We start from the raw sequence: 23,697 nt of genomic DNA, 5'->3' as shown, positions 1-23,697 counted from the left end.
AATAAGAAAAAGGCAGCCAATTGGCTACCTTTAGTTTACTTTTTCAATCCATGAAAAAAAGTTCATTGATGTCAAAATCTGTTTCAGAACGTTGTTTGATCGACTATCCTGTTACAAACATTTGATAACCAATGCGACAGATCAAGATCGAAACCAAAATCAAAAAGATAATTCGTACAAAGCCACTGCCATATTTCAGCGCAACACGTACACCGACTATAGAGCCAATCACATTGGCAACCGCCATCATAAGACCAATCTGAAAAATCACATGACCTGTCGGTGCCAAAAAGCTAAGAGCAGCAATATTGGTCATGAAATTTCCGATTTTTGATAATGCAGAAGCATGCAAAAAATCAACATTCAAAAAGCGGATAAAGAAGAAAATAAAAAAACTACCTGTCCCTGGACCAAAAATTCCGTCATAAAATCCAATCAGCAAACTCCCAATTGCAGCAAGCATGAGTACTCTAGGCGTGATACTTAATGCAACGTGAACTTGTCCAAAATTCTTTTTGACTAAGGTGTAAACCGCAATCACGATCAACATCACAAAGACAAATGGACGTAACACCGACTGAGGAATCAAGGACAAACAAGCTGCCCCCAGAAAAGAACTGATCAAGGCACATACGGCTATCACCGCCAGTAATTTCCACTGTAATTTGACCTTGCGCACAAAGGTATAAGCCGCAGAAGCTGTGCCGAAAACTGAAGAGAGCTTATTGGTTCCAATCACGGTGGCAGGTGACATTTGCGGAAAGGTACTCATCAGAGCAGGAATCTGAATCAAGCCACCCCCACCCACTGCCGCATCAATTGCACCTGCACAAAACGCAAAAAAGATTAAGCTAAGTATGACTTCGATTTCCATGGGGAACTATGCCTATAAATTTAAAAGACGCTTCGGCACCAATCTTTTTTTATCGGTAATTTCAGCCAGACCCAAACAATGATCTTGATCAAATACTAGAACTTCAGGCGCAGGTGGATGTTCGATATTACTTTCCTGACCATTACAAAAATATTTGTGACGGCCTTCAGGAATTTGAACTTTCGGTAAATATTCGACGGGTGCGTAGACCGGCAATAATAGCATATCGCGCTGTGTTTCATTCAGTTGTTCTAAATATTCAATGCTATATTCAGGGATGAGTTGAAAATGTCCCGTCTGGATTCGATGCAAATGGGTGAGATGACCACCGCAACCGAGCGCCTCACCAATATCCTCCCCCAACACCCGAATATAAGTCCCTTTAGAACAAGTCACATCCAAGGTTAAACTTTCCACATCGAAATCAATCAGTTTTAACTCATAAATGGTTACAGGACGGGCTGCACGTTCAATTTCAATACCCTGTCGCGCCAATTCATACAGAGGACGTCCATCACGTTTTAAGGCAGAGTACATCGGAGGGATTTGCTGAATATCTCCACGAAACTGATCCAGTACTTGTTCAATACTTTCACGGGTCAAAGCAGGGATATTTCTGGTCTGAAGAATCTCCCCTTCTACATCGCCTGTCGAAGTGGTTTGTCCAAGCTTAACTACAGTTTGATAACGTTTGGTTGAGTCTAATAAATAATGTGAAAACTTGGTTGCCTCTCCCAGACAAATAGGCAATAGACCCGTTGCCAAGGGATCAAGCGCTCCCGTATGACCTGCTTTTTGCGCCCGAAATAACCAGCGAACTTTTTGCAATGCGGCATTTGAACTTAGCCCTAAAGGCTTATTCAACAGAAAAACACCACTGAGGTGGCGACGAGGAATTTTTTCAGATTTAGCCGTCATGTATGTCCAGTGCAAGGCAGTCAATGCTGCCGCCATGTTATCAAATCCGCTTATCCATTTTTACAGTATTTTATGTTTAGTGTGATATTTTTATGCATGGATTCTTTAAATCTACTAAAACAAAAAATGAAATAGGGATGGATCTCTAGATGCAAGGATTTCGCAATCATAAAGTTTGGATCGCCATTGGTTTTATTGTTCTTTTGGTGATCGGTTTAGTATTTTGGCTTAAGCCCCAGTCTGCCAATGGTTCGATATCTAGTCATGATAATTCAAAGCAAAATACTCTCACACAGACGACTTTAGTTGCTCCATCCCCTGTATCAAATTTAGCTTCATCGAGATTGAATAGCCCAAGTCAGGCAGATACCCAAATTAACTGCCAGCTTAAGTTGGATCAACAAAATAGTTTAATCGTGAATGAACAAACTAAAGATTGTTTTGAATATTTTATTACTCAATATGGTGAAAAAAGCATTGCTCAAATTGATGAGGATTTTAGAAAGTATTTACAGCAAAATTATCAAGAACCCGCTTTATCACAAATTCTGGATCTCTGGAGTCGTTATTTAAAGTATCGACAGCAGCTTGGCGAAATTAGCCCACCGAATTTAAAACAAGATGATCCTGCTTATTATCGTGCCATTTTCAGCAATATTAAAAATCTACGCCAACAATTTTTTTCTGTGAATGAAATTTTAGGATTATTTGGCAGCGAGGATACTTATCATGAATACACTTTAAACCGTATGGCAATATTGGATGACAAGAATCTATCTGAAAGTGAAAAAGCTAAACGCTTAAAAGCCCTGTTCGATCAACTTCCTCAAGATTGGCAAGAAAATCTACAACAAACCACCAAATTAGAAGAATTGCGGCATTTGACTCAAGCCATTCAAGATCGTCATGGTTCAGCGAGTGAATTACGACAAATGCGTTTGAATCTAGTGGGGGCTGAAGCCACTCAACGCTTAGAAAGCCTTGATCAAAATCGCGATGTCTGGAAAAGTCGTGTGAATCAATATCTGAATAATCGCGATACTATTTTAAATAGCGGGATGTCTGATACCGCCAAACAACAGGCGATTGATCAATTACGCCAGCAAACATTTAGCAACCCGCAAGAACAGCTTCGATTACAAACATTTGAATCTGTTCATGACCAAGGTGGAACACTACCATTTGCTCAGTAACAGCATAATCAATCACAGGAGGATCATTTTTTTAGGGATTTGCTGGAGAGGATCACCAGCATAAAACGAAAACAAAAAGAGGATAAAGATCAAATGCGATCAAGAATATTCATAACAGGACTGATCAGTTGTCTTGCAATCCAGAGTAGTTTCGCTGCGGAAGGATTACAAAGTGCAGAAACAAAAAATGTCATTTCAGACTATGCCAAAACCAAATATCCATTAGTTTTTGTACACGGTATGTTTGGATTTAACCGTTTGGGTTCAGCAGAGTTTGGGCTCGATTACTGGTATCAGGTATTACCCGATTTAGCCAAAAATGGTGCAACTGCCTATGCTACGCAGGTATCCCCGCTTGAGTCGACTGAAGTACGTGGCGAACAATTGTTACAACAAGTCGAAGAAGTTGTGGCAATCACTGGCAAAAACAAGGTCAATCTGATTGGACATAGTCATGGTGGCCCAACTGCGCGTTATGTTGCTGGGGTTAGACCAGATTTGGTTTCATCTGTTACCAGTGTAGCAGGTGTCAATTTTGGCTCTCCTGTTGCCGATCTGATTCAGAATCTACCATTACTCAATACTGCATTGGCAGCAGCTGTAGATGCTTTGGTTTCACCGATTATTAGCTACGCGCAACTTCGTTCTAATTTACCCAGTGATTTTAAAGCATCGATTCATAGCTTATCGGCTCAGGGAGCAGCAGAGTTTAATGCCAAGTTTCCATTGGGTTTACCCACAAAAGCCTGTCAGGATGGACCTGCAAATGCCAATGGCATAGCGTTTTACTCATGGACAGGTGCAGCACAAACCACTAATCCTTTAGATCCTGATACTTTATTAACCTCTATGGGTTATGTGGCGTTTAGTGGTCAGAAGAACGATGGCCTAGTGAGCCAATGTAGTAGCCGACTTGGCAAAACCATTCGAGATGACTATTTCCATAATCATTTTGATGAGGTGAATCAGGTACTCGGCTTACGCAGCGTGTTCTCAGCAGACCCTGTGGCGCTTTATCGTCAGCATGCGAACCGACTTAAATTACAAGGTCTATAAAACGCATATAAAAAATGCGCCTTATCGGCGCATTTTTTTGCTTGAAAACGAGGTTAAAATTAACCTTGTTTACGTGCTGGCAATTTTTCACGAATACGTGCAGCTTTACCAGACAATTCACGAAGATAGTAAAGTTTCGCACGGCGAACATCACCACGACGTTTCACTTCAATTTTAGCAACAACTGGTGAGTGAGTTTGGAAAACACGCTCAACACCAACACCGCTAGAAATTTTACGAACAGTGAACGCAGAGTTTAGGCCACGGTTTTTCTTCGCAATCACAACACCTTCAAATGCTTGAAGACGCTCACGATCACCCTCTTTTACTTTAACTTGAACGATGACTGTGTCACCTGGAGCAAAAGCAGGAATGTCTGATTTTAACTGTGAATTTTCAATTGCTTGAACTAAAGGATGTTTACCACTCATTGTGGAATCTCCAATATGTGCGGGAGAGAAGAGGTCTCTTACACCGCTGGGGACAGAGGCTAAAGCGCATATCAACCCGTTTAACTTTCCCTTTATCATTCATACTGAACGTATAAAAATAAAGAGCCTATAAAAGATGTTTCATCTTCATGATTCATCTAAATCGTTGAGCCATTTTTTTTGCTGCTTGGTCAATATCACTTGTTCAACCAACTCAGGTCGACGTTCAAGTGTACGTTGATAACGCTGCAAAAACCGCCATTTTTCAATATTGGCGTGATGTCCTGATTTAAGTACCTCAGGCACATCCAACCCTTCAAAATGGTCAGGCTTGGTATATTGTGGGCAGTCAAGTAAACCATCCACAAAAGAATCTTGTATATGCGATTGCTCATCAGACATTACATCGGGCAATCGCCGAATAATACTATCCAAAAGCACCATTGCGGGCAGTTCACCACCCGACAAAACGTAATCTCCAATTGACCATTCCTGATCAACATAACGCTGGATTAAACGTTCATCAACACCTTCATAACGACCACAAAGTACAATCAAACCATCGTATTCAATGAATTGTTGCACTGCGGGTTCATTTAAGGTTTGACCTTGTGGCGACATATACACCACAGGGACGTGAACACATCCTGCTTGGCTCGCAAGCTGTTTGGCATGTTGAATTGCTTGTGCCAAAGGCTCAGCCATCATCACCATACCTGGGCCACCACCAAATGGACGCTCATCCACTCGTTTGTAGTTACCCTGTGCAAAATCACGTGGATTGATACAAGTTACCTGTACCATGTCACGCTTGGCTGCACGACCACTAATTCCATAGGCAGTAATCGCGTCGAACATTTCAGGAAACAGTGTAATGACTGCAAAAAACATCGCAGACTCCTCTATTTTCCTACTGCGTTCGCACTAAATCACTGATATGTAATTTAGTAATCTACGCCCCAATTGACGTAAATACGACCCGCTTCAAGATCAACACGCTGTACCACATCTTTATGCCACGGAATCATGCGCTCTTCAGCATCAATGCTGTCCGCAGTGGCACGAACCACCATGACATCATTGGCACCTGTTTCGAAAAGCTCATGAATCTGCCCGAGATTGACTTCTTGCTCATCATCATTCAGTCCCAAGACTGTAAGACCTTTGAGATCAGACCAGTAATACTCGTCCACATCTGCTTTTGGCAATTGTGATTTAGCAATCCAGATATTGGCACCAACCAGACTGTCAGCCGCAGTGCGATCACTCACACCTTTTAAGCTGACAACCAGACCTTTGCCATGCGGTTTCCAGCGCTTTACATCTATAGTTTGCCAACCTGCTTTGGTCTCGATGTACCAAGGCAGATAGTCAAACATATTGCTCATGGGTTCTGTATTTGAATACACCCAGAGCCACCCATTTAAACCATAGGCTGAACGTAACTGTCCAATCTGAATCCGATCTTCGGGAACATTCAGTGCTGCTGTCATGGATGATCTACTACTAATTAAGCAGCAGTTGCCGCTTTCTTCGCTTGAGCAGCTAAAGAAGCAACGCGCTCAGATGGTTGAGCACCTTGAGAAACCCAGTGAGCAAAACGGTCTGCATCTAAACGAAGTTTTTCAGCTTGACCTTGAGCAGTTGGGTTAAAGAAACCAATACGTTCGATAAAACGACCATCACGTGCATTGCGGCTATCAGTCACAACAATTTGATAGAATGGACGTTTTTTTGCACCACCGCGCGCTAAACGAATAACAACCATGATAAAAGCCTTATAATTCTTACGGATTATCCCTGCAACCGACCATCGGTTACGCTTCAAACCCCTTTCATAGAGGGCGATATTCTACGCGATATTTAATCTGAATGAAAGATGGTTTTTGAAGTTATCCGCAGGTTTAAATTTCGAGTTTAACGACCATCCCAATTAGAAGTATTAGAAAGCGAGCAAGAGCTTTGTCCCTTCGCCCAAGATTTCTGACCTTGATCATTGAGGCAAATCCAGCCATTTCCAGCCTGAATTGTTCCACTTTTAGGTTTAGCAATAAGTACCCATTCAGATGCAGTAGTAGTTACTGGATCAAATGTTAAATCGTAAATTGCTGCTGACCCTTGAGGATAAACCGTTGAACCGTATATAGTATTTGCATTTGTTCCTGCATAAGTACCTGTAGCAACTTTATAAGCAGACATTTGTTGCGCAATACTCAACAATTCTTTTTGAACATCAGCTCGATTCGTACGGACTCTATACTGAGTATAAGAGGGATAAGCTATCGCAGCTAATATTGCAATAATCACTACAACGATCATGACCTCTATTAGGGTAAATCCTTTGTTTACCATTGTTCACTTCCTTCATCCTTAGTCCCGCAAGTCTGGTAAGTTACCTTTGCTTTATTCTTATTCATACATCGAATGCCCGTACTAGTAATTAATAAATCGTAATTCGAGGGATTCGTAATCGTGTTACTCTCGGCTTTAATTGACCAAGACTGCCCCAAATTTGTTGTACTTTTATCTGTAAGTAATGTTTCTTTAGTTTCATCATTATTTGGATTAGTATCCCCTTTCTCATCCGTAGAAGTCCCCATAATTTTTAGTGTATATTTTGATGTACTACTATCAATTGGCATCTTTAACTCTTGCTTAGTTGAGTCAAAGTTCGGGTTTAGCGTCCCAGCATTATTCTTGTATAAATAACTTCCATCAAAACCCTTATAGCTAAAATTGCGCGCTTTATGTCTTGATAGTTGCTCAGCAATTCTTTGCATCTCTTGTTGAGCGCTCGCAACATCTGCTTTTCGGACGTACATTTGATAACTTGGGATTGCTATTGCTGCAAAAATTGCAACAATAGCAATCACCACCATAAGCTCTATCAAGCTAAAGCCATACTGAAAAGATTTATTCCTTAGTATAGTCATTATTGATATTTTTTTCATACTACTGAACCTTCGCATAACGCTCATACCAACGATTTGGAACAAAGCGCATGGTTCCATTAGCAGTTAAGAATTTAGGTTTACTTGCACAGGCAGTACCTACACATGGAGAGCAGCTATCCCCCGTACATACTTCGTCTGGATTTGGCACAATAATTGTGTTTCCACCTGAGTCAGATGGACCAATATTTAAAGAAACAATACCAGCACCTAATTCATAGGTATAGTCAGCATCTTCTTTACATACTCCTGTTGGCAAACAGAATCTTTTCGTAAAGCTTTTACCTTTGACACCTGCCCCACATTTAGAACCCGTTCCTGCTTCCGAAGCATCATACATTGTGACATATAAATTACCATCCATCGCGATTAAAGGAGTTAGTCCTTTAACAACACCCGCATTACGACTACCTACAGTGACAGTAGTGCCACTTGTAATTGGAATTCCTTTATCAAATTTATAATACCAACCACCCCAGCCTGATGCTTTATCTACTAACGCACCAGTATTGCCACTTTTGTTAGTCGTAGCAGTGATTAATCGCAATTGAGTATGACTAGGCGTAGTACCTGTTGCCCTTATTCTTGCTGTAATTAAAGGTTTATCAGTCGTAGCAACAGGATAATTACTGCCATCAGGGAAAATATCATAGTCATAAACCGCATAGATGGCATCATATTCCAGATTACTTGAACTAGTTTGACCAGTAGTTACAGGTGAGTCAGTTGTTGCCAAAAGTGGAGAGCTCTTATTACCAGAAATAAACGCCGCGACTACAATATTACCCCCTTCTGTTGTTCCCCCACTTTTATGGGCAGTAAATGTCGGTGGCAAATAAAATCTTGAACTTGTTCCATCAGTCTTATGGATATCCAAAACTTTATTAATCTGGGCTTTAAATGTACTTGCTCCATCATTTTTAAAGTCTACTCGAAAAGCTTGACCAGCTAAATCACCGAAATACAGATGATCAACCACCCCATCGTTATTACGATCTACCGTTTTAATTTCACTTACAGTACTATATTTTAAATCCGTATTGACTAAATCTGCACTTGAATCCGCCCCGGCATTCCACAATAAATCACCAGTATCAGCATCGAACATATAAACACCCGAGCCTATAGTTTTTTTGGTAAAAGTTGAATCTTCCTGTTTATAATTAAATTTTTCATAGCCAGCATAGCCTGTTCTTACACCATTAGCATCAAACAAACCATCACCATCTGTACCACCAGCGTCATAGCCTCCACCGACAAACATGACGAGTTTACGCTGCCCTTTCCAGTTTACATAATCAATTTTAGGTTTGGACCAACTTTGACCCATATTTTTGATAGCATCGAAACTAACACCTTCTGGATGAGCTTTTGAATAGACTTTGCCAGTTGTAGGATCAATATGGAATTTTATTTTCGGATGATCCATATCAGTCAGATCAAGTGCATAATAACTTCTCCCCCCCATACGCATACCACCATACACCCACTGCTTCCCTTTCAGATTTTCTTTTTCATTTGTCGAACTTCCTACCACATTTCGAACCGTTCCTTTAACAGTTAATGTTCCATCATCTTTAGAAACATATACCGTATGAGCCGTCCACTCCCCATCCATTCCATAGTAAAGTGCATTCTTACCATTTGTAAGATTTCCGCCAGCGTTTCTTAAAGTTTCTGGCTGTTTTTGTAGCATTTCTTTAGGTAAGAAAGTAAATTTTTCATTGCCAGTTTCTGCATCTACCACATGTATCATTCCCTGTGTCGTACCAAAAAGAATGTAATCCTCCCGAGATTCACTATCTATAAACACAGGAACTGTACTTCCACTTGCATCTTTATTTTTAGCAACCAATTTTCCTTCTTGCGTGAGTAAAATAGGTAGGGAATGTAAACTGCTACCTATTTGACGCACATCTGCTGTACGTGTGCTTAAATCAAGCCCATTCGTTACTTCTGCATCTGAAATGTTATACCCAAGCACAGCCATTAAAGGTTTAGCATATTTAGTATCTGTTCTAGTTTTATTATCCGTTGTGTATGTATATTTAATATTGACTAAATCAAAATCAGTTCCTTCTTGCTGACCAGAAGGTTGGGTACTATCATAACTATAGTCAGTTAAAAGATTACGACCTGCGATATTTTCCCCTTTAGAGTTTGTTGTTATCCCAAGTACTAAACGGCTTAAAGCCCCACCTTTCTGATAAATAGGTGTGTTACCAGCATAGACAAAACCAGATTTCGCCCATAGATCACTTAAATCACGAACGACCCCCTTAGATGAAACAACATTAGTACTTCCGCCAGATTGAGAGGCATACACACTATTATTTAGTACATAATATTTTTTAACATTCCCAAACCAGATTTGCTGTTTATTGTCATCAGCTATTTTTGGTTCAAACTGTGGAAAATATGAGTAGCCTTGCACAGTTTCAGGATTAAGTGCATCTTTAGGAATAGTTGATGATCCAGTACTAATACTTGGTATAGATCCACCGATTGCACCGATAAAAGCATTTAAGCTATCAACAACTTGCTGAGAGTCTTTGGCAGCAATAAAACCACCTAACCCATAGCTTCCACCACTCGATTTTAACAATCCCCAATTATAGGCATTTTGGGCATCTTGCTTCATAACAGCATAATTACCATCAAATACTGAACCAAAACCAACGACTGCTGTCAAAACTTGTCGTTTTGCTTCAGATACGCCTAAAGCGTTTTTAATGACATTGACATCATTTAAAGACTTTGAAAACGAACCTATTGCCTGCCAATCTGATTTATAACTATCATTATCGTATTTACCATTATTTGGAAGTCCTGTTGTTAAACTATAACTACCAGTTTTTAATGCATTAGCCATAAGTGTTGTAGTATTTGTTGCAGGAGGTGACTGTGGCTCACCATCCGTTAAGAAATAAATACCTTGCCCACTACATTCCGCAGCATCTGCGGACGGGTCTAAAGGAGAAACGTAATTCGAGCCTGAAACCAAACTCGAATCAGCAGCTTTAGACAAATTAATTCCACTATAATCCTCCCCACCCGTCGTTGTTCCCAACAGATATGCGGCTGCTTCTGCATAGGCAGCTGACGTCGGAGTCCCCCCTGTGCCTTTGAAATTACTGCTTTTGATCAGATTGATTACTTTAGTACGTTGAGCAGAACCAATCTCACCCCATTCCGCTGCAGGAATACGAATATACCCTCTTTTATTACTCTCACTACTAGATACATAAGGAAAAGTACCTATCCCAATTTTAACGTCTTTTTTAATACCTGTTTTAGTGGTTTCATTATATACAGGCATAGTTGCGAGAGTATATAAAGCGTCTTTTAGGCGACTAATACGGTCATAATACGGCGTAGCACCTTCAAACTTATAGTAATATGTATCATTACTAAACCAACCACCATCCTCTTCAGTAAAACCATCAAGAGATGGGGGTGAAATAGATGTACTACAATTTGATCCTGACGAATTACAACTGTACCAATTAATTTTGGTTTTCCATCCCCAATCCCAATATTGCTCCTCACTCTTCCGATAATAATATTTTTTTGTACCACCAACTTGACAATACTGCCTTGTATAACCTCCAGGAGCTGTTTCGGTTATATAATTTGAACTAGTTACTCCAGATGGCAAGTCACAAGCATCCGATTTCACTACATCTATACTCATACTCCCAGAAGTATCCAGCATCATCACAACAACACCAGAACCTACCGTGGAATTTGGTTTGGTATAAATTTCAATATCACTCGCATAGCTTGGTACAGTAGCAGAACAAATCAAGGCCGTTAATGTTGCAGCAATGGTACTTACTTTAATTTTTTCATATTTCTGATTACCTAAAGCTTGCAATACATCCTGACCCGTTTTATTTTTTAATAATGTTTTCATGATGATCTCCCCCAATTTAAGATGCATTTAGATAACGTAAAGTGTATTCCATTTGCTGAGTACTATATGGGACACTATTATCTGCCAAACAATCCGTAACCGTTTTATTTGCTGTCGTTAAAGTCGTATCTACAAAACTCGTATAATCTGTTAAACAACTACTAACTTTAGACTCCAGACTGCTGCTCAAGTTTGGTAACAATGAGGTTGCTGTAATAATAACTTTTTGGACATCTTGACGTTTAGATGTTTCTTTATCGTCACCAGAAAGCATATGTTCCCAGTCTTTATCATTAGGCGCCGCTCTTACACTTACCTGAGTCATGACTGCTGCACGTTTACTTAAAAAATCTAATGAACGACTAGTTTTACAAAAACCATTTTTCCCCATATCACTATTACTAATACTCGTGCCATTCCAATACACAATACTGCCATATCGACTACCCGCAAAATTATTGGCAACAGTTCCACGGATACAGAACACCAGTTCCTTATTCTTATTTTCTGGACGCATAACGTATGCCAACATACCATCCCCTATACGCATATTGGCAAACTTTAAAGCATCACTTGTTTGATTTTCCAATGTAAAAAAAACAGAATCGCTATTTTGCATAAGTAACGATTGTGCTTGAGAATTAGTTGCTATATTGAGTGAAATTAGTCCGCTACGAATCGCCCAAGTTCCTGCTACTGTAAGCAAGACGAGCATAACTAATACAACTATGAGTACAGCACCAGTTTGAGCTTTTTTAAATACTTTGATATTTTTCATTAGAAGCTCCTCTTATTTCGCTATACCAAAACCATTACGAAAAGCAATTGTCTGTGTTACAACATTTCTAACGTAGAGTTTATTTTTGTCATCATTGATTAATTTGCCGCTAGTCTGCAAAACTTGATAGGTTGTATCTTTATTGAAAAATTTGTTTTCACCGACTGTATTTGTCGAACGAATCAGCAAGCCAATCTTCACAGCAACAATTTGTGGCTTTTTCGTTGCCGTCAATTTTTTATAATCTTCGATTTTAATATCACCAAAACAATCCATATTTCCATCTATTTGCGTTGCATCATTAGCAGTACAATTTGCATTTCGACCATCTTGGGCAACGCGTAACATCACACTAAAATGATCTACCCTCGGAATAATAATCTGACCCTTCTGACCATTTCCTGCTCCTGATAAATCTATTTTTGATGGCGTATCATCACTATAAACAAAAGATTTACATGCGAGTGACAGAGGCTGATTGGGATCATTTCGGTTTGTGTCTGTTCGTAAAAAATAGCGTTCGACCACATAAACACCTTTACTTAAACCCTTTCCTTCACAATCAAACTGACTATCTAAAATATTTTTATATTGAATGATTAATTGATCACTTTTAACCCCATCTAAATTAGAAGGTCCCTGCTCACCAAGAGATACAGCAGAATCACTTAAAGTAATATCCGCCTCATTTGATTTAGGTGCGGCAAGTCTTTTTGACGTATAATTTCTGCCATTTAATACAATTCCACCATGTAAGACTGAGTCATCCATGTAAGGCTGATCAGCATTTAAATTTGCTAATCGGATATCACGTATGAGAGCTTCTAAACCGAATACAGAGTCACTTTGCATATTCGACAAAGCCTGCTGCATCGTTATACTACGTTGACTTGTTAAAAATAATTGTATTGCTGCTGCACTTATAATCAGACCTAATGCCAAAGCAACCATAAGCTCTAATAAGGTAAAGCCTTTTTGCGTGATATAATTTAAATTGGGTTTCATTAAAATGCCTCCATAACTAGGCACTGAGAACCCACTAAATAAGTTCCTGTGGAAGAATCAATACATTTACTTGCATCAGTATAAATATTATTTGTTGTCGTGTTTGTCCGTCCCCAAGCCACATAAATACAATTTAAATTACTTCCTACACAGTTATATATTTTTATCGTTTGTCCTAAACCATCCGCTTTGGTAAGAATTTCACCAACATCAAATTTCACCATTGCTTCTGGATTACAATTTGGTAAATAGCTTGTCGTTGCCCCCACACATGTTGCATCTTTCGTTTTTGCATTCAGGTACTCTTTATACTTGGCTAAAGCAGTTTTATTAATCCGAATTCGTTCTGCCAAATCGCGAGCAAGATTCATAGCCATAGAGCGGTCAGAAGCTTCCTGAGATGCATCTACTGCTCTAACTTGTAAAACAGAAAATCCCAATACACCAATAGCCACAAGCAAAAGTGCAACTAAAACCTCCATGAGACCCACACCATTTTGATAATTTTTATTCATTTTCAGCATGTCCCTTTTTCTATTTGTTGAATTGTGCCATTTAAAGAAAGACTAATCACACGGCTCTGTTTAATCTTTGAATTACAAAGTTTAAATTTTAAAGGCAAAATTTGAGTAATTTTTTTTGGATATTCCTCTGGTTTCGTATCACAAGGATTCTGTGCTGGAGCAACAACATTGCATGCAGGATTGTCTATTTGTTTAGTTTTATATTGAGGCATACCGACTGGTGTAAAAATCAAATCTGAAAAATAAAGCTCACCATCATCACTATTCAATGTGGTATCTGGGCTTTTAGGCATCCAATAATATAACGTAGGTGTATTCACACCATTTTGGAATTTAACCGTAATATTTTTACGTAATGCCGCAGCTTGCCCTCTAGCATCACTTAATGTTAACGCCAAGTCACGGGCATCACTATCTAATCTTTTCTCTGCGACCAAATTCCCAAAAGAAGGTGCAGCCATCATCGCTATCACTGCCAACACAGCAATAGTGACCATTAACTCAATCAGCGTAAATCCTAAACTTCTACGCATTGTTTACCCCTATTTATTGTGACCGCCTTCTTTATTATTTTAGATTATCCATTTTTTTTACAGAACCAATACAATCAAGATTAAGGGCATAAAAAAACGGATGAGTAACACTCATCCGTTTTCAAAAAAGCTTTTTGTTTAAAATTAAGCCTGTGTGACTTGTATTCTTAACTCTTTCGGCAAACTAAAGGTAATATTTTCCTCACGCCCATCTAACTCTTTAGGGGCGTCTGCACCCCAATCCTGTAAACGCTGGATCACTTGTTTAATTAAAATTTCAGGAGCAGACGCGCCTGCCGTAACGCCAATTTTATCCGTCTTTTTAAACCAAGCCTGTTCAAGCTGATCAGCATTATCGACCAAATATGCCGATTTTCCCATACGCTCTGCCAGTTCACGAAGTCGATTGGAGTTGGACGAATTTGGAGAACCGACCACAAGCACAACATCACACTGCGCAGCTAAATCACGCACTGCGTCCTGACGGTTTTGCGTAGCATAACAAATATCATCTTTACGTGGTCCCTGTATATAAGGGAAGCGTGAACGCAAAGCATCAATGACTTTAGCTGTATCATCAATCGACAACGTGGTTTGAGTCACAAACGCTAATTTTTCAGGATGTCTCACCGCTAGCTCAGCAACGTCCTGTTCATCTTCAACCAGATAGATATCACCACCACTTTTTTTGTCGTATTGTCCCATGGTGCCTTCGACTTCAGGATGACCTTCATGACCAATTAAAATCGCTTCTGTTCCTTCACGAGCATACTTGGTCACTTCAATATGAACTTTGGTCACCAATGGACAGGTCGCATCAAAAACTTTTAAACCGCGTTGTTCTGCTTCAAGCTGAACCGCTTTAGAAACGCCATGCGCGCTAAAAATCACAATCGAATCATCTGGAACCTGATCCAGCTCATCGACAAAAATTGCACCACGCTGACGTAAGTCATCCACCACAAATTTATTATGAACCACTTCGTGGCGCACATAAATCGGGGGGCTGAAACATTCCAGAGCGCGATTGACGATCGCAATCGCACGGTCTACACCAGCACAAAAACCTCGTGGATTTGCCAATACGATTTGCATATGATCCTCAACAGATGAATAAAATAGACAATATTTTAAATTTTTAAGAAAGATAAGCGCCTAAACTTTCCCTACAACTCTTTAGTTTAAGCCTTCGGTACACTACAATAGCGAAGATATTTTATCATATCAGGAAAAATATCATGTCGGGTTTATTGTTTGTCGTTTCTGCTGCTTCAGGAACGGGCAAAACATCTTTAGTCAAAGCCCTACTGGAACGTGTAACCAATTTACACGTCTCTGTTTCACATACCACCCGTGGACAGCGATCAGGCGAACTCGACGGTGTACATTATCATTTTACCACAAAAGATGCTTTTCTAAGCCATGTCGAACAGAACGGTTTTATTGAATATGCTGAGGTTTTTGGTAACTATTATGGGACTTCGCAAGCCACTGTAGAACAGCAACTTGCAAAAGGTCATGATGTTTTACTTGAAATTGACTGGCAGGGTGCACAACAAGTTCGTCGACTTTTTCCTGATTCCCGACAAATTTTTATTCTTCCCCCAAGCCAATTTGATTTACGTCAACGTTTATCTAACCGCGGCACAGATTCAGTTGAAGTCATTGAGCATCGTTTAGGCTGCGCCGTTGAAGACATGCAACAATATGTCAATTTTGATTATGTCATTATCAATGATGACTTTAATAAAGCTTTACATGATTTAGAGTCGATTATTACTGCGAACCGTTTGACACTTGCCCAACAGGTCTATCGTCATCAGTCGTTGATCGAACAACTCATCACGCCAAATAGCGAATAGACTTGAGTCTGCGCTCAATACATTTTATACTTTGCAGTCTAGTTGTATTCATCACCCGAGAACTTATATGGCACGCGTAACCGTTGAAGATTGTTTAGACCATGTAGACAACCGCTTTGAGCTTGTACTAGTGGCAAGCAAACGCGCGCGTCAGCTTGCTCGTCAGGGCATTGAACCTACTGTAGAATGGGATAATGACAAACCAACTGTCGTTGCATTACGTGAAATTGCAGCAGGTCACGTGACCAAAGATATTTTAAAACAACGCGATCAAGACTATCAAACGTCTAGCCTTGATTTAGCGTTGTCTGCAAACAGCTTAAATTTGGAAGGTTTTTCTTTCCAATAAGCGTTTCAATATAAAAAAGGGTGCATTATTGCACTCTTTTTTTATGCCCAAAAAAAATTAAAAGATTTGCCATTCAACCTTACAATTTATTTTTCAGATTCATCTATTTGTCATCATTTTTTCTTTATTCTTTTATTCAACCCATCCCTTTTGCTCAAAAATAAAACACTTGCATCCTAAAATTGGTGAAAAAAATGCATCTCGCCTCTCAAAAATGATGCATCTACATAAAAGATTTGATACAACTGTAAGATTCGATTGATTCTGCCGATCTCCCCAATTGAAATTTACCCGCGAATATTTGTGTGAACGAATTGACAAAATTTGCGATATGCATTTCATTAAGAGATAGATAGATTCTCATTATTCACTGTAAATAAAGGTGCTCTATGCCAGGCGAAGAGGTCAGCCAAGCCAAGCAACAGCTCAAACTTATTATCGATGCCTATTTAAAAGCTGAGGATGTCGAGCGTGTGCTTGCTGCCTGTGATTTTGCCGATCTGGCACACTCAGGAATCACCCGTAAAAGTGGTGAGCCTTATGTGCTGCATCCTATCGCGGTGTGTTGTATTTTGGCGCATATGCGTCTGGATGCAGAAACCTTAATGGCTGCGTTATTGCACGATGTCATTGAGGATACAGAATATACCAAAGATGATGTGGCAGAGCGTTTTGGACGGACTGTTTCAGATTTGGTGGATGGTGTAACCAAACTGACCCATTCCAGTGATAAGCAATTTAATAAAGCGGCTTCTTTCCGTAAAATTTTACAAGCGACCTTGCAAGACCCGCGTGTCATTATTATTAAATTAGCAGATCGCTACCATAATATGACCACGCTAGATGCCTTACGTCCAGATAAACGCGCTCGCATCGCGCAGGAAACGCTGGATATTTTCGTTCCGATGGCGCGTATTGTCGGCATGAATGAAATGGCGGATAACCTTGAACTATTGTGTTATCAAAATCTTGATCTGGATATGTACAATAATGTTCAGACCGCTTTACTCGAAAGCAAACCCAAACGCTGTGAATATCAGTCCCAATGGGAAAAGCATTTAGCAGATTTACTCCTTGCTTATCAAATCAATGGTCGAATTAAAAAGAAAAATAATAATATTGAATTACTGCGCCACTTTGTCAAAAATGAAATTGATTTGCACGAACTTACGCACAGCCATGCTTTTGAAATCATCTTACAGAGTATTGCAGACTGTGACCGTTTGGTTGAAGCACTCCGTGAAAACTTTGAAGTCTTGCATTATGAAGATCATATTCGTCGCCCATTGCCAGGCGGTAATCAATCTTTATTGATGAAACTAAAAGGTGAAAATACCACGCTTTCTTTAACGATTCAGACGGAATTGATGCGTAAAGCGGCGCGTTTCGGGGTGGTACTCGGTGAAAATGCACCGCAGGCCTGCCGTTCAGCCATTCAGGCGTCTATGCAGAATTTAAATACCCTGATTGATGATGCTTGTGCTAAAACCACATTCAATGATTTACTCGATTATCTGCATCAAGAAAAAATCTGGGTCTATACCCCACATGGACATTTGCATGAATTGCCTCAAGGTGCAACGGTGGTAGATTTTGCCTATGCCGCCAGTCTCTTTTTGGGCAACCATGCGGTAGGTGCTAAAGTCGATGGTGAAATTCGTCCGCTTTCTACGCCATTGACCAGTGGTCAGGTGGTTGATGTCATTACCGATGTGTTAGCCACACCTAATCCAGATTGGCTCAGTTTTATTAATACGCAAAAAGCGCGTCGAGCCCTGCAAAATATTTTGCGGGATCAGGATATTGAAGAACAGCGCCTGGTTGGACAACAAGCTTTAAATCGAGCATTAAAACTGTTTAATCGATCCATCAATGATTTATCTGAATCGGACTGGATGGATGTGTTGCAATGGCGTCATGTTGAAAATAAAGATACATTATTTGAACAAATTGCAGTGGGTGACCTTTTACCGCAACTGGTCGCCAATCATTTATATGTACAGCAGGACACAGCGCAAGCTGAAACGCATGAATCTGATCGATTAATTCAGGGAACTGAAGGGATTGATGTTAAATATGCACATTGCTGTAATCCAGTGTTAGGCGACCCAATTCAGGGTCATCTGTCCCGACGTGGTCTGATTGTGCATCGCGCTCGATGTCATAATTTATTGCATGAACAACATTTGCACCCAGAAAATATCATGCCTTTACAGTGGCAATCAGATGATCTGGAGGATGTCAGTTTTAATGCCTATTTATGCGTAGAGCTGGCAATGGATGACGAGCAAGTCTCCGAATTGATTTATTTATGCCGTAAATCGCACATTGGGGTTGAACAAGTATATCCAACCACTGACTGTACTTATGTTAATATTGTGGTTAATAACCGTAAACAAATTGCACAGATTATCCGTGATCTACGTATGCAATTTAACTTCCCTCGCATTTCTCGTCTGGCACTGCCACCCGCTATTATGGAAAGCTCTCAGGCAAGCTAATCATTTTTGAAAAAACAAGACTGAATAAATTCCTGATAATTCATGAATCGGTCTTTTGCCTAACAGCCGCATGGATTATGATGGTCAGAATATCAGATTTAGGAGAAATCAATGACCCGTCAAGTGATCCATACGGAAAATGCACCTGCTGCGATTGGAACTTATTCTCAAGCAATATTAGTGGGTAATACACTGTATTTATCAGGTCAAATTGGTTTAGACCCATATAGTATGGAACTTGTTGAAGGTATTGAGGCTCAAATTCGCCGCGTATTTGATAATTTAAAAGCGGTCTGTGAAGCGGCAGGCGGAACACTAGCAGATATCGCGAAACTTAATATTTTTATGACTGATTTATCTCATTTTCAGCTCGTCAATCAAATTATGGGTGAGTATTTTGCTCAGCCTTATCCTGCACGCGCTGCGTTGGGTGTCGCAAGTTTACCCAAAGGTGCTTTGGTTGAAATGGATGGAATTGTAATTATTCATCAATAACTTATGCGTTTTTTAATGATTTCAGCTTTCAACATTTTAATTCTATAGAGCACATCACGTTATTAAGAAGTCCGAGCTATGCTCGGATTTTCCATTTGTTTCTTAGCTTTTTATTCAAAATGACAATATTAAAAATCGTATTTTCAAATGAATTTCATTGACAAACGATAATAATTATCAATAATATCAGTTATCCCATTTATCAATGCGAATAAGTCTGATGTACGTGTGTTTATGTCGCGGTATTACCGATCAAGATATTAAAGATGCTGTTGCAAACGGTGCTGAAAGCTATCGAGAAATTCGTGATTTACTAGATTTAGGCACGTGCTGTGGTCGTTGCGCACCAGAAGCTCGTACGATTATTAGCGATGAATTGGCTGAAATTGCTGCGCGTATTTCAGTTGCAGCCTAGATGGCGATAAATTTATTTTGAACATAATTATAACAATATTATCATGATCCCCAGATCATACTCTCCTCCCCGCTTGTGACTCTAAGCGGGTTTTATTTTATCTATATTTTATATTTAGTTGTTTTTGATTGCGATTTTCATTTGCTGTTCCATAAATTACTCGCTTGAAGCTCAAATCTTGATTAAACTGATCTGAAAAAGATGGCCTTGAACCTTAGTCGGGGCAAAATTTGTTTTGGGAGTCCGCGCAATGAAAGGCAATCGTGAAGTCATCAATCAACTGAATCAAGTGCTTTATCATCATCTCACTGCGATTAATCAGTATTTTTTACACTCTCGGATGTGTAATGACTGGGGAATCGAAAAACTGGGTTCAAGTGAATATAAAGAATCAATTCGCCAAATGAAACATGCCGATAAAATTATTGAGCGTATTTTATTTTTAGAAGGTCTACCAAATCTGCAACATCTGGGCAAACTTTATATTGGTCAACATACCGCAGAAGTTTTAAAGTGTGATGTACGTAAAGTCAAAGAGAACATTGAAGTCGAAAAGAAAACCATTGAAGTCTGTGAATTGGCTCAGGATTACGTCTCTCGTGATTTAGTTCGTGAAATTCTGGAAAAAGAAGAAGAATATTGGGACTGGACAGAAACGCAAATTGACTTGATTGATGATGTTGGTATCGAAAACTATATCCAAAGTCAGGTTTAATTCTGATTTAATCATTTGTTTTCTCAAAAAATCCGAGTAAAGGCAGATCCAGCTGATCTGCCTTTACTTATTGGCGAGGTGAAGCTACATCCTGCTGTAATGTTTGTGCATTTTGACTTTTAATTTTTTCAATTTTTGCATTTATACGCAAAACATCCTGATAAAGCTGATTGAATTGTTTCACCTGTGCAACGTCATAAAATGAGATCTTGCCGTCTTGTTTCTGCCAGCGATGATTTTTTAATAACTCAAACATTTGCTCTGCTTTGCTATAAATCTGTTGTTCCAGATTAAACAACGCATATTCTTTTCGTTGATCTTGTTTTTGGTTAATTTTAACCAATAACGCCGCTTTCATCTCAGGATGAATGGATAAACTGCGCGCCTGATTTAAAAAATGCTGTTGAGATTCGCTATTATCCTGCAAATAATTCGTTTCTATCATTTTTACATCTGCCAGCATTTGTGTGGTTTCTACATAATTATGCTGACGATCCTGATCAAGTCGATCTACATCCAGAAACTGATCCCATTTGGCGGCTTTTAGCTCACGTAAATACAGATTTCTCGCTTCGGCATTTTGCATCCAGTAATTGAGCAAAAACTCTGACATGATTTTATAATCACCATATAGCCGTTTATCGTGGACATCCAGATGAATAGGCTGTTCCCAGTTTTGTGCTTGATCATAAAGCTGCTGCATTTTTTCAGCCATGACCACATCGAACATTTCTCGGTTATACACATCATCACGTTGGTATTGTGAATTTTTATAAAACCAAAAGACACAGCCAACCAGTAGGATTAATAGCACAAAGCCTATGGTTAAACGGCGTACTGACATATACACCTCCTTGATTTATTTGCTTGTTGTTATGTTTTATCGTGATGTCTGAATTGAATCTCAAATTTCATGCTCTTAAAGATCACTGAATTGCACAAAATGTAATGCTGTATTGCAATTTTTGTACTTTAAACGCGATCCACTCGCCTCTATTATAAAGTCATTAAATAAAATTGAGTATCCATCATGCGCGTAGATATCTGGTCAGATGTGGTGTGCCCCTTTTGTTATATTGGTAAGAAACGTCTTGAGCACGTTGCAGAGCAGGCAGGTATCGAGTTAGAGATTCATTGGCATAGTTTTGAGTTGGATCCGAATGCTCCCGCCAAACATGATATGTCAAATACAGAGCGTCTAGCGATTAAATATGGTCGTAGTTTTGAAGAAATGCAAGAAATGGAACGTAATATTGCCGAAATGGCAGCCGGTGAAGGAATCGATTTCCAATGGCAGCAAGCCAAATCTGGTAATAGTTTTAATGCACATCGTATCATCCATTTAGCACAAAGTAAGGGCTTAGGAAGTCAAGCGGAGGAAGCCTTTTTCCATGCATATATGACGGAAGGTCTTGCTATTGGTGAACGTGAAGTTGTAGAGGAAATTGCCTCCAGAATTGGCTTGGATCATGCCGAAGTCGAGTTTGTACTTGATAGCGATGAGTTGGCTGATTTTGTCCGTCATGATGAAAAAATTGCGCATGAACAGCTCAATATTAGTGGCGTACCTTTTTTCGTGTTCGATCAAAAGTTAGCACTGTCAGGTGCACAGCCACGTGAGGTTTTTCTACAGGCTTTGCAGCAAGCGCAGGATCAGCCTCAATCATCGATCACCGCTACGACGGCTGCAAGTTGTCATGATGACAGTTGCGAAATTCCGCAAAAATAAATCTCGGTGTTAAACTAGGTTCGTCGAGCCTTATTTTGCAATGCTGCGTTGCATAAATAGACTAGGTTCACTGATTGAGAACTTTTAAAATCAGATGCATCAACTGCGCTGTAATTTTAATTTCTCGTCATGTTCATCCAACCCAATCAATGGATGAACAGCATTGAGTTTATCCCCCTCATTCAGGGGGATTTTTTATAGCGTTTTTCATATAGCAAGATCAATCTCATAAATCCTACGCTTGGCCATGCACTGAATGCCAGGTACAAGCGGACGTACATTGGTAATTTCCCAAGCCCAATATCCTTCTTTCCAATAGTTTGCACAGGCTATTTCAATTTCATCTTTACGCCATGCATGTACCTCGACAATATCAATGATTGCCATCGCCGTCCCGATTTGTTCATCACCGTCTTTATGCAGAAACTGCGTATTTTGTACAATCACTAAATCACATAGCGGCAAATGTTCGGGTCGCCATGAACGAATTTCCAGTTTTTTCTGTCCTGAGACAATTCGCTCACAAGCGGGCGCTACGATAGAGAGTGCTTTTAATTTTTTCAAAGTATTCCTCTGGATTTATTTTTCAGTATTGTAAAAGTTTCACGGATGAATGAAATACAAAAAATTGCTTTAGACACTTTATGAACAAGTTCTTTCACCCAAAGTATGTGGCTTGCAACGAAACTGTCAAGGTTGTTACTAAACTTGATTTCTTATTAACAGCTCTGCCACAAATTCAGGCTGAATCTTGTGTTTAGATAAATTCAATGACTCGTTCGACTCAATTCAGGTCATGGATATCTCAACCTAAATAAGAGGAAATGAAAATGGCAACTGATCAAAATCCTAATGTATTAGATACAGCCAACACTTCGACAGCAAATGAGCAGGAATCAGCAAAAAAATCACGTTTCTCTCCAACTGTAAAAGGTGTGGTAATAGGTGCGGTAGCAGGCAGCATTCTTCCTGTTTTTGGAACCTTTAGTGGTGCGTTGATTGGAGGTATAGCTGGTAAGATTTATTCTCGTCGCTGCCAACATACTCATGCTTCAGCCTAAATAAAAAACGGATTTGAATCACTTTAATCACTTATTCTTATCTTAATATCTTGAAGACTCTCCCTTTGTGGAGAGTTTTTATTTGGTCTATATAATTTTTTTGGTTCAATTAAAATTTTGGCAATTGCGATTTGTTGATTCCAAATGGTGTAATCCATGATTAAAGCTTATCTAGCGCTTTGCCTTGCGATTATATTTGAGGTCATTGCAACATCTTTGTTGCCACATACCAAAGGCTTTACCCATGCACTTTATACCTTAATCATGGTGATTTGTTATGTCTGTGCATTCTATTTATTAACCCGAATCGCGGATAAGAAATTGACTTGAAAATAGAAGAACTAGAGCCATAAGTTGAGTTACCACACCAAACCTAAAGCTCTAGTTCCTA

Annotated in this window: 27 protein-coding genes; 11 read left to right on the top strand and 16 right to left on the bottom strand. The window is 39.5% G+C overall.

Annotated features, from left to right (window positions below; translation table 11 throughout):
• Positions 1-103: 103 nt before the first annotated feature.
• Together EGS47_RS09075 and truB are read right to left on the bottom strand one after the other, a co-directional pair.
• A complete protein-coding gene (locus tag EGS47_RS09075) occupies positions 104-874 on the bottom strand; it encodes a sulfite exporter TauE/SafE family protein (protein WP_005001917.1) in 771 nt (256 codons plus the stop codon).
• Positions 875-886: 12 nt separating this feature from the next.
• On the bottom strand, positions 887-1,792 hold the full coding sequence (truB, locus tag EGS47_RS09070) for a tRNA pseudouridine(55) synthase TruB (protein WP_125269877.1): 906 nt from the start codon (positions 1,790-1,792) through the stop codon (positions 887-889).
• A gap of 149 nt (positions 1,793-1,941) precedes the next feature.
• Between truB and EGS47_RS09065 the strand changes: the two genes are divergently transcribed.
• Positions 1,942-2,985, top strand: a complete 1,044-nt coding sequence (locus EGS47_RS09065) for a lipase secretion chaperone (protein WP_125269560.1) — start codon at positions 1,942-1,944, stop codon at positions 2,983-2,985.
• 93 nt (positions 2,986-3,078) lie between these two features.
• The gene (locus EGS47_RS09060) at positions 3,079-4,041 is read left to right on the top strand and encodes an esterase/lipase family protein (RefSeq protein WP_125269559.1); all 963 of its coding nucleotides are present in this window, start codon (positions 3,079-3,081) and stop codon (positions 4,039-4,041) included.
• Between the two features lie 59 nt (positions 4,042-4,100).
• Here EGS47_RS09060 and rplS read toward each other — a convergent pair whose 3' ends face one another.
• From rplS to ispH, 12 genes are all read right to left on the bottom strand, one after another.
• Positions 4,101-4,472: a 50S ribosomal protein L19 gene (rplS, locus tag EGS47_RS09055; protein WP_004985149.1), complete on the bottom strand. Its 372-nt coding sequence runs from the start codon at positions 4,470-4,472 to the stop codon at positions 4,101-4,103.
• Between the two features lie 147 nt (positions 4,473-4,619).
• Entirely contained in the window at positions 4,620-5,363 is a 744-nt protein-coding gene (trmD, locus tag EGS47_RS09050; protein ID WP_125269558.1) for a tRNA (guanosine(37)-N1)-methyltransferase TrmD, read from the bottom strand.
• A gap of 53 nt (positions 5,364-5,416) precedes the next feature.
• On the bottom strand, positions 5,417-5,965 hold the full coding sequence (gene rimM, locus EGS47_RS09045) for a ribosome maturation factor RimM (RefSeq protein ID WP_125269557.1): 549 nt from the start codon (positions 5,963-5,965) through the stop codon (positions 5,417-5,419).
• 17 nt (positions 5,966-5,982) lie between these two features.
• Complete coding sequence (gene rpsP, locus EGS47_RS09040) at positions 5,983-6,240, bottom strand: 30S ribosomal protein S16 (RefSeq protein ID WP_004923845.1); 258 nt, start codon at positions 6,238-6,240, stop codon at positions 5,983-5,985.
• A 149-nt stretch (positions 6,241-6,389) separates the two neighbouring features.
• Complete coding sequence (locus EGS47_RS09035) at positions 6,390-6,824, bottom strand: type IV pilin protein (protein WP_125269556.1); 435 nt, start codon at positions 6,822-6,824, stop codon at positions 6,390-6,392.
• Positions 6,818-7,423, bottom strand: a complete 606-nt coding sequence (locus EGS47_RS09030; protein WP_125269555.1) for a type IV pilin protein — start codon at positions 7,421-7,423, stop codon at positions 6,818-6,820. Before EGS47_RS09030 ends, EGS47_RS09035 begins: the two co-directional genes overlap by 7 nt.
• 1 nt (position 7,424) lies before the next feature.
• Complete coding sequence (locus EGS47_RS09025) at positions 7,425-11,339, bottom strand: PilC/PilY family type IV pilus protein (RefSeq protein WP_125269554.1); 3,915 nt, start codon at positions 11,337-11,339, stop codon at positions 7,425-7,427.
• A gap of 16 nt (positions 11,340-11,355) precedes the next feature.
• Entirely contained in the window at positions 11,356-12,117 is a 762-nt protein-coding gene (locus tag EGS47_RS09020; protein ID WP_125269553.1) for a hypothetical protein, read from the bottom strand.
• Between the two features lie 12 nt (positions 12,118-12,129).
• Entirely contained in the window at positions 12,130-13,122 is a 993-nt protein-coding gene (locus EGS47_RS09015; RefSeq protein WP_125269552.1) for a PilW family protein, read from the bottom strand.
• Positions 13,122-13,637, bottom strand: coding sequence for a type IV pilus modification protein PilV (gene pilV, locus EGS47_RS09010; RefSeq protein WP_125269551.1), 516 nt, complete (start codon positions 13,635-13,637; stop codon positions 13,122-13,124). Before pilV ends, EGS47_RS09015 begins: the two co-directional genes overlap by 1 nt.
• Positions 13,638-13,639: 2 nt before the next feature.
• Positions 13,640-14,179 (bottom strand): prepilin-type N-terminal cleavage/methylation domain-containing protein, encoded by a 540-nt coding sequence (locus EGS47_RS09005; RefSeq protein WP_125269550.1) that lies wholly within the window; start codon positions 14,177-14,179, stop codon positions 13,640-13,642.
• A 144-nt stretch (positions 14,180-14,323) separates the two neighbouring features.
• Positions 14,324-15,274 carry a 4-hydroxy-3-methylbut-2-enyl diphosphate reductase gene (gene ispH / locus EGS47_RS09000; protein ID WP_125269549.1) on the bottom strand — a complete coding sequence of 317 codons (951 nt, stop codon included), beginning with the start codon at positions 15,272-15,274 and terminating at the stop codon, positions 14,324-14,326.
• Between the two features lie 143 nt (positions 15,275-15,417).
• Here ispH and gmk point away from each other — a divergent pair, with 143 nt between their 5' ends.
• The 6 genes from gmk (at position 15,418) to bfr (ending at position 20,516) form a co-directional block, all read left to right on the top strand.
• A complete protein-coding gene (gmk, locus tag EGS47_RS08995) occupies positions 15,418-16,041 on the top strand; it encodes a guanylate kinase (RefSeq protein ID WP_004995247.1) in 624 nt (207 codons plus the stop codon).
• Between the two features lie 67 nt (positions 16,042-16,108).
• Positions 16,109-16,390, top strand: a complete 282-nt coding sequence (rpoZ, locus tag EGS47_RS08990; protein WP_004985115.1) for a DNA-directed RNA polymerase subunit omega — start codon at positions 16,109-16,111, stop codon at positions 16,388-16,390.
• A gap of 389 nt (positions 16,391-16,779) precedes the next feature.
• Positions 16,780-18,891, top strand: a complete 2,112-nt coding sequence (locus EGS47_RS08985; RefSeq protein WP_004995248.1) for a RelA/SpoT family protein — start codon at positions 16,780-16,782, stop codon at positions 18,889-18,891.
• 111 nt (positions 18,892-19,002) lie between these two features.
• A complete protein-coding gene (locus tag EGS47_RS08980) occupies positions 19,003-19,386 on the top strand; it encodes a RidA family protein (RefSeq protein ID WP_004985108.1) in 384 nt (127 codons plus the stop codon).
• 220 nt (positions 19,387-19,606) lie between these two features.
• Positions 19,607-19,801: a bacterioferritin-associated ferredoxin gene (locus tag EGS47_RS08975; protein WP_010588682.1), complete on the top strand. Its 195-nt coding sequence runs from the start codon at positions 19,607-19,609 to the stop codon at positions 19,799-19,801.
• Positions 19,802-20,051: 250 nt separating this feature from the next.
• On the top strand, positions 20,052-20,516 hold the full coding sequence (gene bfr, locus EGS47_RS08970; RefSeq protein ID WP_004995250.1) for a heteropolymeric bacterioferritin subunit Bfr: 465 nt from the start codon (positions 20,052-20,054) through the stop codon (positions 20,514-20,516).
• A gap of 67 nt (positions 20,517-20,583) precedes the next feature.
• On the opposite strand, the gene EGS47_RS08965 is transcribed toward bfr, so the two are convergent.
• Entirely contained in the window at positions 20,584-21,360 is a 777-nt protein-coding gene (locus EGS47_RS08965; RefSeq protein ID WP_119686935.1) for a hypothetical protein, read from the bottom strand.
• A gap of 186 nt (positions 21,361-21,546) precedes the next feature.
• On the opposite strand from EGS47_RS08965, the gene EGS47_RS08960 reads away from it, so the two are divergent.
• Positions 21,547-22,245, top strand: coding sequence for a DsbA family oxidoreductase (locus EGS47_RS08960; protein ID WP_004995254.1), 699 nt, complete (start codon positions 21,547-21,549; stop codon positions 22,243-22,245).
• A gap of 207 nt (positions 22,246-22,452) precedes the next feature.
• Here EGS47_RS08960 and EGS47_RS08955 read toward each other — a convergent pair whose 3' ends face one another.
• Entirely contained in the window at positions 22,453-22,809 is a 357-nt protein-coding gene (locus EGS47_RS08955; RefSeq protein ID WP_119686934.1) for an ASCH domain-containing protein, read from the bottom strand.
• Positions 22,810-23,075: 266 nt separating this feature from the next.
• Here EGS47_RS08955 and EGS47_RS08950 point away from each other — a divergent pair, with 266 nt between their 5' ends.
• Both EGS47_RS08950 and EGS47_RS08945 read left to right on the top strand, forming a co-directional pair.
• Positions 23,076-23,306 (top strand): hypothetical protein, encoded by a 231-nt coding sequence (locus EGS47_RS08950; RefSeq protein ID WP_004985094.1) that lies wholly within the window; start codon positions 23,076-23,078, stop codon positions 23,304-23,306.
• Between the two features lie 156 nt (positions 23,307-23,462).
• Entirely contained in the window at positions 23,463-23,636 is a 174-nt protein-coding gene (locus tag EGS47_RS08945; RefSeq protein ID WP_228711798.1) for a DMT family transporter, read from the top strand.
• The last annotated feature ends 61 nt before the right edge of the window (positions 23,637-23,697 follow it).

This window comes from Acinetobacter sp. FDAARGOS_515, from assembly GCF_003938865.1.
In the GTDB taxonomy this organism is placed as follows: domain Bacteria; phylum Pseudomonadota; class Gammaproteobacteria; order Pseudomonadales; family Moraxellaceae; genus Acinetobacter; species Acinetobacter ursingii.
Note: the sequence above shows the minus strand (reverse complement) of the source record. Positions and strands in the feature narration are given on the sequence as shown.